At 70.2% G+C, this 16,375-nt stretch carries 11 protein-coding genes and 1 pseudogene; 3 read left to right on the top strand and 9 right to left on the bottom strand.

All coding sequences use genetic code 11. The features are described from left to right. Nucleotides 1-989, bottom strand: a 989-nt coding sequence (locus ABZ920_RS30045) for an IucA/IucC family protein (RefSeq protein ID WP_361511861.1), incomplete at its 3' end; no start/stop codon positions are given. A 612-nt stretch (nucleotides 990-1,601) separates the two neighbouring features. Here ABZ920_RS30045 and ABZ920_RS30040 point away from each other — a divergent pair. Next, nucleotides 1,602-2,090 carry a GNAT family N-acetyltransferase gene (locus ABZ920_RS30040; RefSeq protein ID WP_361511858.1) on the top strand — a complete coding sequence of 163 codons (489 nt, stop codon included), beginning with the start codon at nucleotides 1,602-1,604 and terminating at the stop codon, nucleotides 2,088-2,090. A gap of 190 nt (nucleotides 2,091-2,280) precedes the next feature. Here ABZ920_RS30040 and ABZ920_RS30035 read toward each other — a convergent pair whose 3' ends face one another. After that, nucleotides 2,281-3,966, bottom strand: a complete 1,686-nt coding sequence (locus ABZ920_RS30035) for a ribonuclease J (RefSeq protein ID WP_361511855.1) — start codon at nucleotides 3,964-3,966, stop codon at nucleotides 2,281-2,283. A gap of 842 nt (nucleotides 3,967-4,808) precedes the next feature. Between ABZ920_RS30035 and ABZ920_RS30030 the strand changes: the two genes are divergently transcribed. Continuing rightward, the gene (locus tag ABZ920_RS30030) at nucleotides 4,809-5,012 is read left to right on the top strand and encodes a cold-shock protein (protein ID WP_361511852.1); all 204 of its coding nucleotides are present in this window, start codon (nucleotides 4,809-4,811) and stop codon (nucleotides 5,010-5,012) included. 625 nt (nucleotides 5,013-5,637) lie between these two features. On the opposite strand, the gene ABZ920_RS30025 is transcribed toward ABZ920_RS30030, so the two are convergent. From ABZ920_RS30025 to ABZ920_RS30010, 4 genes and pseudogenes are all read right to left on the bottom strand, one after another. Beyond that, nucleotides 5,638-7,137: a HAMP domain-containing sensor histidine kinase gene (locus ABZ920_RS30025; protein WP_361511849.1), complete on the bottom strand. Its 1,500-nt coding sequence runs from the start codon at nucleotides 7,135-7,137 to the stop codon at nucleotides 5,638-5,640. Beyond that, nucleotides 7,134-7,850 carry a response regulator transcription factor gene (locus ABZ920_RS30020; protein WP_361511867.1) on the bottom strand — a complete coding sequence of 239 codons (717 nt, stop codon included), beginning with the start codon at nucleotides 7,848-7,850 and terminating at the stop codon, nucleotides 7,134-7,136. Before ABZ920_RS30020 ends, ABZ920_RS30025 begins: the two co-directional genes overlap by 4 nt. Before the next feature lie 49 nt (nucleotides 7,851-7,899). Next, a complete protein-coding gene (locus ABZ920_RS30015; RefSeq protein WP_361511864.1) occupies nucleotides 7,900-8,115 on the bottom strand; it encodes a helix-turn-helix domain-containing protein in 216 nt (71 codons plus the stop codon). Then, nucleotides 8,103-8,216: pseudogene (locus ABZ920_RS30010) on the bottom strand (helix-turn-helix transcriptional regulator); the annotation flags it as partial. The gene ABZ920_RS30015 and the pseudogene ABZ920_RS30010, both read right to left, overlap by 13 nt. 377 nt (nucleotides 8,217-8,593) lie before the next feature. Here ABZ920_RS30010 and ABZ920_RS30005 point away from each other — a divergent pair. Then, nucleotides 8,594-10,075 (top strand): sulfatase, encoded by a 1,482-nt coding sequence (locus ABZ920_RS30005; protein WP_361511846.1) that lies wholly within the window; start codon nucleotides 8,594-8,596, stop codon nucleotides 10,073-10,075. 352 nt (nucleotides 10,076-10,427) lie between these two features. Here ABZ920_RS30005 and ABZ920_RS30000 read toward each other — a convergent pair whose 3' ends face one another. The 3 genes from ABZ920_RS30000 to ABZ920_RS29990 form a co-directional block, all read right to left on the bottom strand. After that, a complete protein-coding gene (locus ABZ920_RS30000; RefSeq protein ID WP_361511844.1) occupies nucleotides 10,428-14,264 on the bottom strand; it encodes an FAD-binding protein in 3,837 nt (1,278 codons plus the stop codon). Between the two features lie 540 nt (nucleotides 14,265-14,804). Beyond that, nucleotides 14,805-16,160 carry a SidA/IucD/PvdA family monooxygenase gene (locus ABZ920_RS29995; protein ID WP_361511841.1) on the bottom strand — a complete coding sequence of 452 codons (1,356 nt, stop codon included), beginning with the start codon at nucleotides 16,158-16,160 and terminating at the stop codon, nucleotides 14,805-14,807. Then, the coding region (locus ABZ920_RS29990) for a GNAT family N-acetyltransferase (protein WP_361511838.1) at nucleotides 16,157-16,375 on the bottom strand (219 nt) is incomplete at its 5' end. The genes ABZ920_RS29995 and ABZ920_RS29990, both read right to left, overlap by 4 nt.

The raw sequence follows: 16,375 nt of genomic DNA, 5'->3' as shown, positions 1-16,375 counted from the left end.
GCGGCCCGCCAGTCGGCGGCGAGGCCCGCCTCCAGCAGCCGGTGCACCTCCAGGCCGCGGTGCAGCTCCTTGCGGAGGTTCTCCCGACGGGAGTTCGTGATGCGCAGGCCGAGGGAGAGCTTGAGCATCCAGGGGCTGCCGGGGCGGAGCACGGTGCGCACCGAGGAGGTCGGGTGCCACAGCTCGCCGCGCACGCCGAGGTCGTGCAGCAGGCCCTCCTCCAGCAGCGCCATGACGACCGGGCGCACGGCGAGATCGCCGGCCTGCCAGGGGTGCACCGGCAGCGCGGCGGTGCCCGGTGGCAGGGCGGCCGGGTCGCCGAGCAGCGTTGCGGTGATCTGGTCGGCGGTGAGCGGCTCGGCGGAGTCGGAGGCGAGCAGGTCCCGGTCCACGGCGTACCAGTGCAGACGGAAGGCCCCGTGGGTCTCCGGGGAGTAGGCGGCGCTCTGGACGGGTGCGAGACCGTCGCGGCCCTTGGGCGCCGGGTGCTGCGGGTGGCCGAGCAGCAGGGACTGCTCGGCGCTCAGGAACGGCAGGTGGTGCTCCTGGGCGGCCGTGGTACGGCGGTACGCCAGGATGTCGGCCGTGCGGGCGACGGAGTCGGCGACCTGGGCGACCAGGGTGGCGAGGTGGCCTCCCTCGCCGTGCTCCGTGGTCGTGCCGATCAGGGCCGCTACGGTGACCGCGTCCACGGTCGTGGGTGACGGATCGGCTCCTGTCGTGCTGCCGAGGGTGACCGGGGCGAAGCGGTGCCAGCCGCACGGCGACCAGTACCGCACGGGGGCCGCGAGCTGGGCGGCACCGCCCAGCACCGGCACGCGCAGGACGCCGTCGGGGCCAGGGGTGGCACCGGTCTCGCGTGCCCAGCAGCGCAGCAGGTTCTCGGCGCCGGCGTGATCGGCGGCGACGGCAGGTTCCTGATGGAGCAGCGGGTCGGTGCCGGGCTGGTGGGGCGCGCCGGGTGCAGTCCCGGTGAGTGCGGTGCTCATGGCTGCTGGCTGCTCCTTCGGGCGTACGGGCGGCCCTGACCGGCACATGGCTATCGGCGCCAGATCGCGTGCACAAGACCTGTTACTCCTGACGCCCACCCACCTCACTCGCAGGGGTGACCACAGACAGCTGAAGCTGACTGGACGGACCCGCAGTATTCCTGGCGGCCTTGGTCAGCCGGTTCGCGCCAGGTGCCGGGCGGGCGGTCGACGGGGGGAGTCGGCCCGTGAGCGGGGAACACGATGTCGGCCTTCGTGATTCGTTGTGGTCGGCCCAGCGCCGGGACTCGGTGCGATCAACCAGGACACATCCGCTTGCTGCCGCAAGCTCCAGCATCTCCTGATGCGGTTCACGAGGCCGGCCTGAAGTCGTCCTGCACAGGCTGACCCTTGCTGCGGCAGGCCGAGGGGAAGCAGCGGTTGACCACCCCGTTCCCCGGCTCCTCCGCAACGGTTCGGGCGTCCCAGTTGCTGTCGGCGCGCGGCCGATGCGCGGCAGTGACTTGGCCGATCGGGGCCTGGGCAGGCGGTTCCCGGGAGCGGTGCAGGAGATTCTGCCCCAGCAGCCGACCCGCCGCACGACGGCACGCCCCGGTGCGAAATACTCTCCCGATGAGTTCACGCACTTCCCCGATCAGCCAGCTGATCACGATACGGAGGGCCGTTGGGCGGGATGCCAAACGGCTCACGCGGCTCGTGCGTGGCTCAGGCGCCTACGCGGGTAAGTACGCAGCCGCAGTCGCGGGCTACCGGGTCGGGCCTGATTACATCGAGGCCCACCGCGTCTTTGTGGCCGTCGGCGCCGACGAGCAGGGAGGCCGGGTCCTCGGGTTCTACTCGCTCGTCCTCACTCCACCGGAGCTCGACCTGCTGTTCGTCGCCGACGAAGCGCAAGGACGGGGTATTGGGTCGCTACTCGTCGCGCACATGCAGTCCGAGGCCCGTGCCGCCGGGCTCGACCGTGTCAAGGTCGTGTCGCATCTTCCCGCCGAGGGCTTCTACCGCCGCGCCGGAGCAGTGCGGACCGGGACCGCGTACGCGAACCCGCCCGCCGTGCCGTGGGACCGTCCCGAATTCGAGTTTCGCATTTCTTCGGAATGACGCGGTGTGCCGGTTGGCGAGGCACCGGCTTCGCTGCGGGGTGGCCGGCTCGCAGGAGCCGCTGGACGCCGCGCGCTCCGGATGTGTGGTCTCCTCTGCCCTGGCGCCGTGATCGCCTGCGCCAGCGGTCTGCCACCCAAGGCCCCGGACGTCCCCGGCCAGGGCCTCGGCGGGATCCTCGTCGTCTTTCTCAGGCGTCGATGATGACGGGGATGATGAGCGGCTTGCGACGGTGGGTGCGGAACGCCCAGTTCGCCACGGCGCGGGCGAGGAGCTGTTCGAGTTGGCGCGCGTCCCCGACGCCTTCCTCGGCCGCGGTGGCCAGGGTCTTCTCGATGACGGGGATGACCGGCTCGAAAGTGGTGTCGTCGTGGACGAAGCCGCGGGCCAGGAAGTCGGGGGCCTCGGCGAGGGCGCCGGTGTCCGCGTCGACGATCGCCACCACCGTGACCACGCCTTCGGCGGCCAGGGTGAGGCGGTCCTTGAGGGACGCTTCGGTGGCGCCGCCGACTTCCATGCCGTCCACGTAGACGTTGCCGGCGGGGACCTTGCCGGTGATGGACGCCCGCCCGTCGACCAGGTCGACGACGACGCCGTCATCGGCGATGACGACCCGCTCGGGGTCGACACCGGTACGGATGGCGAGGTCGCCGTTGGCCCGCAGGTGGCGCCATTCGCCGTGCACAGGCATGACGTTGCGGGGTTTGACGATGTTGTAGCAGTAGACGAGTTCGCCGGCGCTGGCGTGCCCGGAGACGTGCACCTTGGCGTTGCCCTTGTGGACCACGTGGGCGCCCCACCGGGTGAGTCCGTTGATCACCCGGTAGATGGCGTTCTCGTTGCCGGGGATCAGGGAACTGGCGAGCAGGACGGTGTCGCCCTTGCCGATGCGGATCATGTGGTCGCGGTTGGCCATCCGTGACAGCGCGGCCATCGGTTCGCCCTGGGAGCCGGTGCACACCAGAGTGATCTTGTGGTCCGGGAGCTTCTCCAGCTCCTTCGTGCTCACGACCAGACCGGAGGGGACCTTCAGATAGCCCAGGTCACGGGCGATGCCCATGTTGCGGACCATGGAGCGGCCGACGAAGGCGACCTTGCGGCCGTGCTGGTGGGCGGCATCCAGGACCTGCTGGATACGGTGCACGTGGCTGGCGAAGCTGGAGACGATGACCCTGCGCGGCGCGGTCCGCATCACCTGCTCGATCGCCGGGTTCAGCTCTCGCTCGGAGGTGGTGAAGCCGGGTACTTCGGCGTTGGTGGAGTCGGTGAGGAACAGGTCCACGCCCTCCTCGCCGAGGCGCGCGAAGGCGCGCAGATCGGTGATGCGGTCGTCGAGAGGGAACTGGTCCATCTTGAAGTCGCCGGTGTGCAGCACCATCCCGGCCCGGGTGCGGATCGCGACCGCGAGGCTGTCGGGGATGGAGTGGTTGACCGCCACGAACTCGCAGTCGAAGGGCCCGAAGCCACGCCGGTCCCCCTCCCGCACCCGCACCGTGCGCGGCCGGATGCCGTGTTCCTTGAGTTTGGCCTCCAGAAACGCCAGCGTCAGCTTGGAACCGACGACGGGAATGTCGGACCGCTCGCGCAGCAGGTACGGCACGCCGCCGATGTGGTCCTCGTGGCCATGGGTGAGAACCACGGCCACGATGTCGTCCAGCCGGTCCCGGATCGAGGTGAAGTCCGGCAGGATCACGTCCACGCCGGGCTGGGTCTCCTCGGGGAACAGCACGCCGCAGTCGACGATGAGCAGCTTGCCCGCGTGCTCGAAGACGGTCATGTTGCGGCCGATCTCACCCAGGCCGCCCAGGGCGATGACCCGCAGCCCTCCTTCGGGAAGGGGCGGGGCGGCTTTCAGCTCGGGGTGCGGATGACTCATACCCTGACGGTACCCGGAGATCGGGGCGGGATGATCCATTGCCTGTGTGATCTCCTTTTCCCGACGGAGCGGGGGCACCCGCAGCGGGTGCCTCGGCACGGTCGGATCACGCCGGCGACCGGGGACAGGGGACGGTGAAAGCGGTACCACCCTCCGTGGCCGAACCGTTCGCCCGGTGCTGGAGAAGATCTCGTGCACCCTGTCGTGTTTCCGGCGTTCGCTGCCTCCCGGCGGGCCTCGGCACTGGTCCACTCGCAGTAGTCGAGACTCGGGTGGCCTCGGAGCTCAGGAGCAAAGGGGCTGAGAGGGCCCGAGGCGGCTTCCTTCGCCGGGCAGACAGATGGCGGTGTCCCCGAAGCGCTCGCCGCCCCCGCCCGCCATGCAGGAAGCCGATGTGGTGCCCCATCGAACTCGACGACGAGGTCGCGCGGGGGCGGCTCGTCCGTGGTCTCGAGCCGGTTCCGGGCAGTCGAAGGTGACGTCGTGTGGGGAGGGGCCGGTCACGCATGATCGGTGGGGCCCACCCGGAGAACAGCCGGCGGCGGGGAGAGGCCATGCCTCGCCGCAGCCTTGTGCAGAAGAAGGGCGTGAAACTGCTTGATCACCATCGGCCGAGCCTCACGGGCGACCCAGTCCTTCGTTCCGGGCCGGATACCGGCGCGTTTTCGCTAGCGGCTTCCGTCATGCCGTTATAGCGTGGTGATCAGCAGTCGTGGTTCCGAAGTTCCGTTCGCCCGTGATCGCATCACGGGCGTTCTTGCTGTTCAGCGCCTCTCCGGACCAGGGCGATCACCTCCCGGTCGCGCAGGGTGCGTGCCCGGTTTCCCTCAAAGGAGACAGTCATGGCCAAGGGCACAGTGAAGTGGTTCAACAGCGAGAAGGGCTTCGGCTTCATCGAGCAGGAGGGCGGCGGCCCCGACGTCTTCGCCCACTACTCCAACATCGCCAGCCAGGGCTACCGCGAGCTGCAGGAGGGCCAGAAGGTCGAGTTCGACATCACGCAGGGCCAGAAGGGCCCGCAGGCTGAGAACATCCGCCCCGTCTGATCGCGCCCCGGTAAGGGGGGCCCGGCATCCCGGCTTCGGGACGCCGGGCCCTTACCGTCGCACGACGGTTCATCTGACTACGGGGTGCGGCCGAGCGCCGGCCTGGGACGGGCAAAGTGGGCCCCCGTGGTTTGACACTCAGGTCGCCCGACGCATCAGTACGGCCCCCTTGGTCGCTGACGACGCCGTCTGCATCGCCCTGTTCGACCCAGGGCGGCTTGGAGTCCTCGATCCGCTCTCCGGCGGAGAGCTGTGGCGCAAGAGCGCAGATGTGCGCTGGTGCCACCACACACGCCCGACGCTTGAGTGCGGCGATGGCAGTGTGGGGCGATCTCGTGGGTAGCAAGCTGATCACCACGGGAGACCCACCCGAGTGGCTGAACACTGAGGCGGCCAGGCTGCGACGCGCTCGCCGACCTGTACGCGGAGACCGCCGACGAACTCGCCCAGCACCTGGTCCTCACCGGGATCGGCGGGCTGACCGGGTGGCGGCGGGCCGCGGTGGCCACGGAGCGAGAGCTCGTGACCACCGAGCGGGACGATGCGGTCGTGACTCGTGCGGTCCGTGGGTCTGTGACTCTGTCGGGTGCCTGATTTGCGATCGCACCCGCTCATGCGTCCGTACTTAGGTTCGCTTGGTGAACAGGCCCGGCGGGGCCTGTTCGGGGGTTCGAGTCAGCCAGTCGCGGTGCAGCAGCGGCAGGGTGTACTCCATGTCCTGGACGCCCGTGGCCGGCAGGTGGAGCTCGAAGTGTGTGCCGGGCCGGCCGTCAGGGCGGTCCGACACGGTGATGTGGCCGCCGTGGAGGGCGGCTTGCTGGGCGACCAGGGTGAGGCCCAGGCCGGAGCCCGGGCTGTCGGGGCCGCGGTGGTAACGCTGGAAGATCTCCTCGCGGCTTTCGGGAGGGATGCCGCGGCCGTGGTCGTCCACCACGAGCACCGCGGTCGCCTCACGCCCACCGAGCGGCGGGCGCAGGGTCACCTCGATGCGGGCGACGCCGTCTTCGGCGCGGCCGTGGGTCCAGGCGTTGGCCAGCAGGTTGTCCACCGCCGAGCGCAGACCCTGCTCCCAGCCGTCGACACGCACCCCCGCGGCGGTGCGTACGGACACTTCGGCGTCGGGGCGGGTGCGCCGCAGGTCGCAGACCGACGCCTCCACGAGTTCCCCGAGGTCCAGTGGCGAGAACGCGTCCGCCTCGATCAGGTCGCCCTGTGCAAGGGCCTTCAGCATCACCAGCAGCCCGAGCAGCCGGCTGTGTTCGCGCCTGAGGTCCCCGAGCACCTCCGCCCGGTCCTCGGGGTCGAGGCCGGGGTGGTCGGTGAGGATGTCGAGGTTGGTGCGCATGCTCATCAGCGGGGTGCGCAGCTCGTGGGAGGCGGTCGCGGCGAACGCGCGGGCGGTGGCCAGCGCCTCCCCGGTGCGCGCGACCTGCTCGTCGTAGCGGGCGAGCACGGTCTGCACCGTGTACGCCAGGTCGTCCACCTCGGTGACCCGGGTCGGCGTGTGCTCCAGGCGTACGGTGCTGGTCCTGGGGTCCAGTCCACTGGTACGCCGCTGAAGCCGCCGTAGCGGAAGAACCGCCCGGGCGGCGATGGCCCAGGCGGCGGCACCGGCCAGTGCGGCGGCCACCAGCGCACCGGTCAGCACCCGTTGGCGCACCAGCGCCAATTCGTCCTCGGCCGTGTCCGGTGACAGCAGCCACAGATTCGGGGTGTTGCTCTCTTTCGCCGCGGCACCGACGCGCAGTGACAGGACGAGCCAGTCCTTGCCGCCGGAGGTCACGATGACGGGTGTCGGGGCGTTGCGGGGCAGCGTGGGATTCCGCTCGGGCTGCGGGCCGGCCGAAATCGTGTCCTGCGGGCCCTCCAGCCGGACGCCCACATCCCGGGCGGAGTTGATCAGCCGGCGTCGGCGGACCTGCTTCAGGAGCGGGTGGTCGGTCCCGGCCACGTCCAGATACGCCTTGGCGTTCTGGGCGACGACCGTCGCGCGGGCGCGTAGTTGGTCGTTCTGGTGCGTGCGCAGGTCGCTGCTGACCAGGTGCAGCAGCAGCCAGCCGGAAGCGAGGACCAGCACGGGCACGCTCACGCCGACTGCGAGCGCGATACGGGTGGACAGTTTCACGGCGTGCCCTCGATGCGCGGGGTCTGGCGGTCCGCGCGCAGGACGAAACCGACCCCGCGCACGGTGTGCACCATCCGGGGCCGGCCGCCTGCCTCCAGCTTGCGCCGCAGATAGCTGACGAAGGTGTCGACGGCGTCACTGCGGACCTGGAAGTCGTATCCCCACACCCAGTCCAGCAGTTGCTCGCGGGTGAGCACGATGCCCGCGTTGCGGGCCAGGGTCTCCAGCAGCGCGAACTCGCGCCGGGTCAGTTGCAGTGGCCGGTCGTCCAGAACGGCCTGATGGGCGGCCGGGTCGAGGACGAGGCCGCCGACGCGGAGGGGGGCGGTGGCGGCCGGCGGGCGGCGGCGCAGCAGGGCGTGCAGCCGCAGGACCAACTCCTGGAGTGCGAACGGCTTGACCAGGTAGTCGTCCCCGCCCGCCTGTAGGCCCGCCACCCGGTCGGCCGTCTCGTCCAGCGCGGAGAGCATCAGCACGGGTACGTCGTCGCCGTCGTCGCGCAGGGCCCGGCACACGTCGATGCCGCTGAGAACGGGCATGCTGACGTCCAGGACGACGATGTCGGGGCGGCCGACGCGGGCCTCCGCCAGACCGGTGTGACCGCCGTCCGCGACCGTCACCGTGAATCCGCTCAGCCTCAGCCCCCGTGCCAGTGACCGCCGTATCGCCGCGTCGTCGTCGACCACCAGCACCCGCCCGGCCTTGCCTGCCATGCACACCTCGGTTTCACCGCGTCGAACGAGCTTGCCCGGAGGATATTGATCAAAGCACGGGCAGGCTCTGCCCGAGACCGCAGGAGCGCCTCGTCCGGTACTGCGACGGCGTGCATCCCATGATGCGGCGGAAGCTCCGCGAGAAGTGCTCGGAACCGGAGAATCCGCAGCGCCGTCCTGTACGGGCGATGGTGTCGTCGCCGGCCTCGAGATAATGCGGGCCAGGTCGATCCGGAGTTCGGTGAGATAGCGGTACGGGGTGAATCCGGTGGTGGCCTTGAAACAGCGTACGAAGTGGAAACGGCTGAAGGAGACCAGGGACGCCAGGTCGCCGACCGAGATCGGTTGTTCGAGGTTGGCCCGCATATAGGACAGAATCGTATCGAGCTGCCCTGAGCTCAGCAGACCGGCTGTCCTGCCCGACCCGGATGAGTGGGAGCGTCGCCGCACCAGTCCCAGCGGGTCGGGTCGCCGGGGCGCGGGTCGTACAGGGCCCGCCCGTCGGGGCCGAACTGTCCCAGCTCGGTCTGGAGGGATCTCCGAAGTGGCCCTCGGCCTCGGCACCGGGCCTGTGGGATGCGCACCTCGGCTGATGACCTGGGCCTTTCGGCACCACAAGGAATCCACAAGAAGCGCTTTTACTCTCGCTGGCCCACCGACCGGCAGACTAGTGGGAGTTGAGAGTGATGCACGGATCGTCACCAGGTAGGAATGCGGCAGGGCAGGTCCTGCTGTGGGTTGCCGTGGCCGCCGCGCTGCTCGTCGGGTGCTCGGCAGCGCCCGGCAAGAGCGCGGCGGTCGGGGCGTCCCCATCCTCGTCGGCGGGGAGTTCTGAACAGGGCCGCAAGCCCAACATCATCTATGTACTCACCGACGACCTCTCCTGGAATCTCGTGCGGTATATGCCGCACGTCCAGCAGATGAGCAAGCAGGGGACGACGTTCTCGAACTACTTCGTCACCGACTCGCTCTGCTGCCCCTCGCGTTCCTCGATCCTCACGGGGCAGTACCCCCACAACACCGGGGTCTTCACCAACAACGGGGACGACGGAGGCTACGGCGCCTTCATGAGGAACGGCGACGAGAAGAAGTGCTACGCGCCGGCTCTTCAGAAGGCCGGCTACCGCACCGGCTTCATGGGCAAGTACCTCAACGGCTACCAGCCGAAGGACGCCAACGGTACCGGTCACCCGTACGTGCCTCCGGGCTGGAACGAATGGGACGTGGCCGGCAACGGGTATCCAGAGTTCGACTACGACCTCAACGAGAACGGCAAGGTCGTCCACTACGGCCATGACCCGCAGGACTACCTGACCGACGTGCTGTCCGCCAAGGCGGTCTCCTTCATCGGTTCCTCGGCGGCGGACAGCAAGCCGTTCATGCTGGAACTCGCCACCTTCGCGCCGCACGGGCCCTCCACGCCCGCGCCCCGCGACGCCAACAGCTACCCGGGGCTCAAGGCACCCAGGAGCGCCGCCTACGATCGGCTGCCCGCGCAGGCGCCGAAGTGGCAGGCCGCTCTCAAGCCCCTGAGCGACAAGGAGAAGACGCAGATCGACCGCGAGTTCGCCCAGCGGGTCCGCTCGGTTCAGGCCGTCGACCGGATGATCGGCCGCCTGGAGGACGTGCTGAAGGAGAAGGGGCTCGCGGACGACACGTATCTGGTCTTCGGCTCGGACAACGGCTTCCACATGGGTGAGCACCGGCTGCGGCCGGGCAAGCAGACCGCTTTCGACACCGATATCCGCGTCCCCATGATGGTGACAGGACCGGATGTGCCGGCGGGGCGGACCGCCTCCCAGCTGGTGCAGAACACCGATCTCAATCCGACGTTCCAGCAGCTCGCGGGGCTGAAGCCGCCCTCGGCCGTGGACGGTCTCAGCCTTGTCGGCCTCTTCCACGGATCGTCGCCGAAGGACTGGCGTGAGTCCGTTCTGGTCGAGCATCACCATCCCGGAACGTCCAAGGGCGATCCCGACGCGGCTCCGAAGGACAGCGGCAATCCGCCGACGTACGAGGCGCTTCGGACCGCAGACAGTCTCTGGGTCGAGTACGCGGACGGGGAACGCGAATATTACGACACGCAGGCCGATCCCGCTGAGCTTGAGAATCTCGCAGGCAGTCTGAGCGACGGGAAAGAGAAAGCCCTGCACGAGACCTTGACCGCGCTCGCCCGTTGCTCAGGCTCCGAGTCCTGCCGGGACGCGTCGCGGCTGTACCAGTAGCCGTCATCGGGCTGGTCAGGGCATCGCGTCCGGGGGAGTCGGCGCAGTTGGTGACAGACGTGTGACAGCGCCTGTGACAGGGCGGTGATAGGGCGAGGCCGCGCCGAGGAGCATGTTGGCGGGCCCTCCGCCCGGAGCCAGTGGACGAAGGCCCACCGGAGTACTCCGGTGGGCCTTCGTCGTTAGCCCGGCTGTTGCTTGCGCGCATGACGCGCTCGGCTTCTCAAGCAGTGCGTGTTCCTGCGATGCGCTCGGCGACGCCGGATTTGCGATCGCAGCCAGCAAAAGAGGCCGTGGAAGCGCCATTCCGAGGTGTTGATGCAGCTCGTTTCCCCTGCGCGGCGTCCTGCCCCTAGCGCGCGACGCGGTGAGGGGACGACCGCGCTCCCCGGTCGGTCGGATCGCCCGTAACCGCTTGGGGGAAGTCGAACAGCTGCTCCGGGTCGTAGGTGGCCTTGACGCGTTGCATCCTCGGGTAGTTCTCGCCGTGGTAGGCCACCTGCCAGTCGGTGAGTTCGGGGTCCATTCCGTTGGTGTAGCCGCCGGTGCCGAGGTGGGGCTGCAAGGCGGCGTGGGTTTCGCGCAGCCAGTCGAGTCGGCGGTCGACGTGGGTGCGGTCGGTGAACTGATGCCAGTAGGAGTGGTATTGGACGACGCCGACGGCGGCTCGGTGCGGGAAGGCGGTCGCACCCGCGGGCCGGTCGCCGACCGCGCCGCCGAGGGCGTCGATGAGCAGGCCGCTGGCCCCGCCCACACCGGTGAACCCGTGTAGCTGCTCCAGGGCTGCGGCCATCTCGGCTGCGGATGCCGGATTGAGCGGCTCCCGCACGATGTGTGACTTGGCAGCGAAGGCGACTCGGGGGCCGAAGGTGCCTCCGCCCCAGCGGTCCGCTTCGCAGGCGGCCCGGGTGTAGTCGCAGGGAACGATCACCCGGTCGGTGTCGGGCAGTCCCACCGCCGCGGCCAGATGGTCCAGTACTGGCTCGAGGTCTCTGGATGTGCCGATGAAGGTTCCGGTCACGGTGGGCAGCGCGGGCATGCCGGAGTCGCTGAGCTGCTCGAAGGCGCAGGTCACTGTGCGGGGTGTGGCCGGGTCGGCGTTCCAGAGGGTCCAGCCCCGCAGCACGGCAGCGGTCGCGGTGACCGGCCAGCTGACCATGAACCTGGCGTAGGTGAGGTCGCGGATGTCCTCGGTGGCGTACTCCAGGGCCGTGACCACGCCGTAGTTGCCGCCGCCTCCGCCGCACAGGGGCCAGAACAGGTCGTCGTCCGAGGACGGTGAGTCGGCGCGGACGCGGCGGATGCGTCCGTCGGCGGTGACGATCTCTACTTCGCGCAGGTGGTCGCAGGCCAGGCCCCAGGCTCTGGTGAAGGCGCTCAGTCCGCCGCCGAGGGTGACGCCGGCCAGGCCGATGGTGGGGCACCGGCCGAGCGGCAGCCCGGCACCGGCCGCGGCCAGCGCCAGGTGTGCCTGCCCGCCCTTGACCCCGGCGCCGAACAACGCCCGCCCGCCGCCGACGGTGGTGGAGTTCAGGGAGCTGACGTCGAGTACGAGGCCGGGGCCGGTGGAGTATCCGGCGTAGCTGTGTCCGCCGGAGCGCAGGGCCAGCGGGACGCGGCTGACTTTGGCGAAGTTCACGCATTCGACCACGTCGTCGACGTCGGCCGGGTAGGCGATCGCTTGGGGGCGGATGTCGTCGAATCGTTGGTTGACCAGCAGCCGGGCCTGCTCGTAGGCGGCTTGCTCCGGCGTGAGCAGTACGCCCCGCATACCAGCCTTCAGGGCCGGCCAGTCCGCCTCGGATGATGTGCCGGAGGAGGGGGTCCGACGGATGGCGGGGGCGACGGGTACACGGGCGCTGCGCAGGGCGGACAGGGTGTGGATGTCGGTGAGCACTGGATAGTCGAACGGCAGCGGCCGGGGTCCGACCTGGTCGGGCGGGGAGGTGAAGCCGCCGTCCGCGTTCTGCTGGGCGAGCAGATAGGTCACCGCCCGGCTCACGGAGAGCGGGTCGCCGTACCGCGCCAGCACGGGAACGGCCTGGGCGGTGGACAGTACGTCGCTGGGGTCGTCGGGGAGTTGGCCCCACCCGCCGTCGACGTGTTGGGTGGCGACGAGGCGGGCCACCGACCGGGCGGTGGCGGTGGCGATCCTGGTAGCGAGGTCGGTGGTGGGCGCGGGGATCGCGTGCAGGGCGTCCAGGGCGCGCAGGATGGCGCTGGACTCGCTGACCGTCCAGCTGCGCTCGAACGTCCCGTTGGCATGCTGGGCGTTCAGCACGAATTCCAGTGCACCGGCGAGGAGACGTTCGTGCCGGGCGGCCTGCGGAGCCAGCGCGAGGATCGCCCCGGCGGTCATGTCCAGGTCCGGGGCGTCACCGTGGACCCAGGTGGGGAAGCCGCCGTCCGGGCCGGCGATGTCGGTCAGGTATGTGGTCGCCCTTTCCAGCGCGTGACGGTACCGGTCGGGGTCGGCGGCGTGCAGGAGTTCCATGCACCGGGTGGTGGTGTCCACGTCGGTCTGCCGCATGCCGGTGGCGAAGGGCCAGCCCCCGTCCGGGGCCTGCCAGGACGCCAGAAGATCCGCCATGCGCGGGACGAACCGCGCCAGGGTTTCCTCGTCGGCGAAGGCCAGGCCCGCCACGGCGGTCAGCCACAGGTCCTGGCTGTCCAGGAACGGTACGCCGTCGTCCGCGTTGACGGCCAGGCACAGTCTCAGCAGGCCGTTGTCGACAACCGGGGCGCCGGGGCGGAAGGTGCGCACGGCGTGCAGGCCCAGTAGGTAGGTGGTGGCGCTGGCCTCCCACAGCACCCGGTTGCGGCCCAGGGACATCAGCGACACCAGACGTTCCCGTTCGGCGTCGGTGACGGTGTGCGGGCGGCGGCAGGCGTGCGCGTGGATGATCCGCGTCGACAGCACGTGCACGTCGGTGAACGTGGTGATGCCCGCCGGGTCGACCGGGGCGGGAGCGGCGCTGTCGTCCAGTGCCGAGCCGCACAGCAGGTGCAGCACCGTGCTCAGCATGACGGACTTCAGCCGCCCGCGTCCGGCGGTACCGGTGCTTACCTCCGAGTGCAGGCCGGCGGCCATCCCGGGTGCGCGTTCGGCCATGCCCGCGGGGTCCAGACAGGCGTCGATCAGCAGGGCGTCCACTCTGCTCGCGCCGGGGCGGCACCGCTTCAGATACCGGGTGAGCCGGGCCTGCTCGCCCGGCTCGACGCCTTGGGCCCGCAACAGGGCCAGCAGGAGCGAGGACTCCAGCACGCGGCTGCCGCACCGGTCGTCCACGTGGCCGGCCGCGTCGACGGCGACGGCCAGGTGATGCGCCAGGGCACGAACGCCCCGCTCGGGCGGCTCGGCGGTGATGCCGCCGCCTGATGAGTTCCGGTGGGTTTCCCGTTGCCAGGCAAGGGAGCCGTCCCGCACCTGGCGGATCGGCTCGGCACGCTCGCCGTGCGCGCCCCGGTCGAACTCGTCCATGCGCTCGGCCAGCATGGCGCGGGCCGAAGACGCGGCCTCGATACGGCTGCACCGGTGGTGGCGGGCGAGCACGCCGACCAGGTTTTCCGTGCCCTCCTCCATCTCACGCGGCGCGGACCGCAAGTCGTTGGCCCAGGCGACGATGTCCGCGGCCGCCTCCCGCAGCCCGTCCAGCCCGTCTGCCGCGGGCAAGGACCGCTCCACCACCGCGCACACCGGCAGCACCGTGATGGTGCGGCGGCGCAGTGCCAGGTAGTCGTCGAGTCCGAGCCGCTCGCCACGGGCGCGCAGCCCGACCTCGGTGCAGGTGGCGTCGGCGAAGTCCTGGTACAGCGCTAGGAAGCGCTGCCTCCAGCCGGGCCGGGCCGCGATTCTGGTGCGCTCCCACAGGTCGGCGAGGGCGCGTACCTCGGGGGCCGCCGACGCCGGGTACGTCGTTCCGTCCGCAGCGCCGAGCACGTCGAGAAGCTTGTCCAGCACCTCCCGGGCCTGCTCCGGTGACTGGCCGTGCCGGTCGAACCCGTCGTCGACCAAAGCGATGAAGGCACCCCACTGCGCGAGAAGTTCCAGCTCCGCCGGGGTGGCCCCGGGGGCCAGCCAGCCGGCCATCCGCCCGTGCCCCATCCGCGCAAGCCGCCGCGTCTCCTCCTGGTCGGTGACGAGGCCGTGCCGCGCGGCCCAGGACCGTGCCTGACGTTCCGCATGCACCCAGTCCGGACTGCACACCGTGGTCCATCGCCCAGCCCGGCGGGCATCCAGGTCCAACCGGTTGGCGGACCCCGCGACGAGGATTTCGCCCACCCGTCCGTAACCACTCATGACACCAGCAGCCCAGGCAGATGGCAGACGTTCCGCACTGTTCCCTCGAAAGCTGCTCGGGATGCCCCGGCGGCGCCGCCACCACGCGGCGAGGCAGCCAGAGATGCCCTCTGCACGGGCATGCCATCCTCCGTTCTCTCGTACGGCAGCAACTGCCGTGCGTCCAGCACACCTTGGCTGGATACGACGGGGGCTCAGCCTCGGCGGTAAACCATCCTTCCGAGCGAACTGCCTGACATGGGGCGACGCTGAGAGCCAACGCGCGTCCACGGCTGGGCACTGAGGGAGCGCCCAGGCGCGAGTTCATACGTGCCGTGCGTCGAGACGCTCGAATGACCGGCGAGCCCCGGTCGGAGCTGGTCGGAAACGCCGCCGAGGTGGACTCTGGCCCGGCGATGAGGCGGCCATCGTGTAGAGCCAGCCCCCGAGTCAGCGGGCCTGTGCCGGTGCGCCGTCGGTCTCCTGCGGTGGAAAGACGGCGCGGGTGGTGGGTGCGAAGCTGGTCCAGGCGGTGCGGGCGGGCAGAGGATGGACGGTGCGGCCGGCGACCGCGTTGAGGATCACCGCGGCCCGGTGGGCGCCGAGGCCGAGGTCGGGCGTGCCGACGCCGTGCGTGTGCAGTTCGGCGTTCTGCACGTACAGACCGCCGGTGAGGGCAGGGCGAGTGGCGACCCGGTGGTTCATGTCCACCTGGTAGCGCCCCTGCTCGTCCCAGTCGATCAGGTGGGCGATCGGATCGAGGAGCGCGGGGCGCACCGCGCGGTAGCCGGTGGCGAGGAGCACCGCGCCGGTACGGATTAACGATTCGGTCCCTGAGTCGGTGTGTCGGCAGCGCAGCTCGATGGTGCCGGCCGGGTCGGCGGTGGCGGCTACCACCGCTGTGCCGGGGACGATCTCGACCGGCTCGGCGTCGATCGGCCGCCCGACGGTGCTCTCGTAGAGGTGGTCGTGGATCTCAGCGAGCGTTTCCGCGCTGGCCGCCTTGTACAGCTGCCACTGCTCGGCGACCAGGCGGTCGCGCACGGCGGCGGGAAGATCGTGGAAGTAGCGGGTGTAGTCGGGCGTGAAGTGCTCCAGACCGAGCTTTGAGTACTCCATCGGGGCGAACGCGCGGGTCCGGGTGAGCCAGCGCAGCCGGGTTCCGTCACCGACGCGGGTGCGCAGGAGGTCGAGGAAGACCTCGGCGCCGGACTGGCCGGAGCCGAGGACCGTGATGTCCCGGACGCCGTCCAGGGTGGTGCGGCGGTCCAGATACTGGGCGCAGTGCCAGATGCGGGGGTGGTCGGCCAGGGTGGCGAACGCGGACGGCAAGTACGGCTCGGTGCCGACTCCGAGGACGACGTTGCGGGCGACCAGCTCCTGCCCGCCCGCGGTGACACGGAACAGCTGCTCGGCCGCCTCCCAGTGGATCGTGCTGACCGGGGCGCCGAAGCGGCAGTTCGGGAGGCGTTCGGCCGCCCAGTGGCAGTAGTGCTCGTATTCGCGGCGCGGCAGGTGGAACCGCTCGGAGAAGTAGAACGGGAAGAGCCGCTGCTGGTGGCGGAGGTAGTTGAGGAACGACCAGGGGCTGGTCGGATCGACCAGGGAGACGAGGTCGGCCAGGAACGGCACTTGCATCCTGGCCCCGTCGACCAGCAGGCCGGGGTGCCAGCGGAACTCCTTCTGGGCCTCGCAGAACAGCGTGCTCAGTTCCGGCACCTGGTCGCACAGCGCGGCGAGCGAGAGATTGAACGGGCCGATGCCGACACCGAGCAGATCGTACGGTTCGGTCGGTGACTGGTTCATGACGTCGCGGCCCTTTCGGCGGGTGGGGCCGGCCGCCGGGTCATCAGGACGGCCCGCTTGTCCGGCAAATCGAGTTCGGCCGCTCGGTGGAAGCCGGCGTTGCGGAACGCTCGGAGAGAGGGGGTGTTGCGCACGTCCGGCTCGCCGACCAGGCGGGGGGCGTACCGCAGCAGGTGGTCGGCGAGTGCGGTGAGCAGGATGCTGCCGAGCCCCCT

The sequence above is a fragment of the Streptomyces sp. NPDC046831 genome, assembly GCF_040645305.1.
In the GTDB taxonomy this organism is placed as follows: Bacteria; Actinomycetota; Actinomycetes; order Streptomycetales; family Streptomycetaceae; genus Streptomyces.
This window is presented reverse-complemented; position numbering and strand designations above follow the sequence as displayed.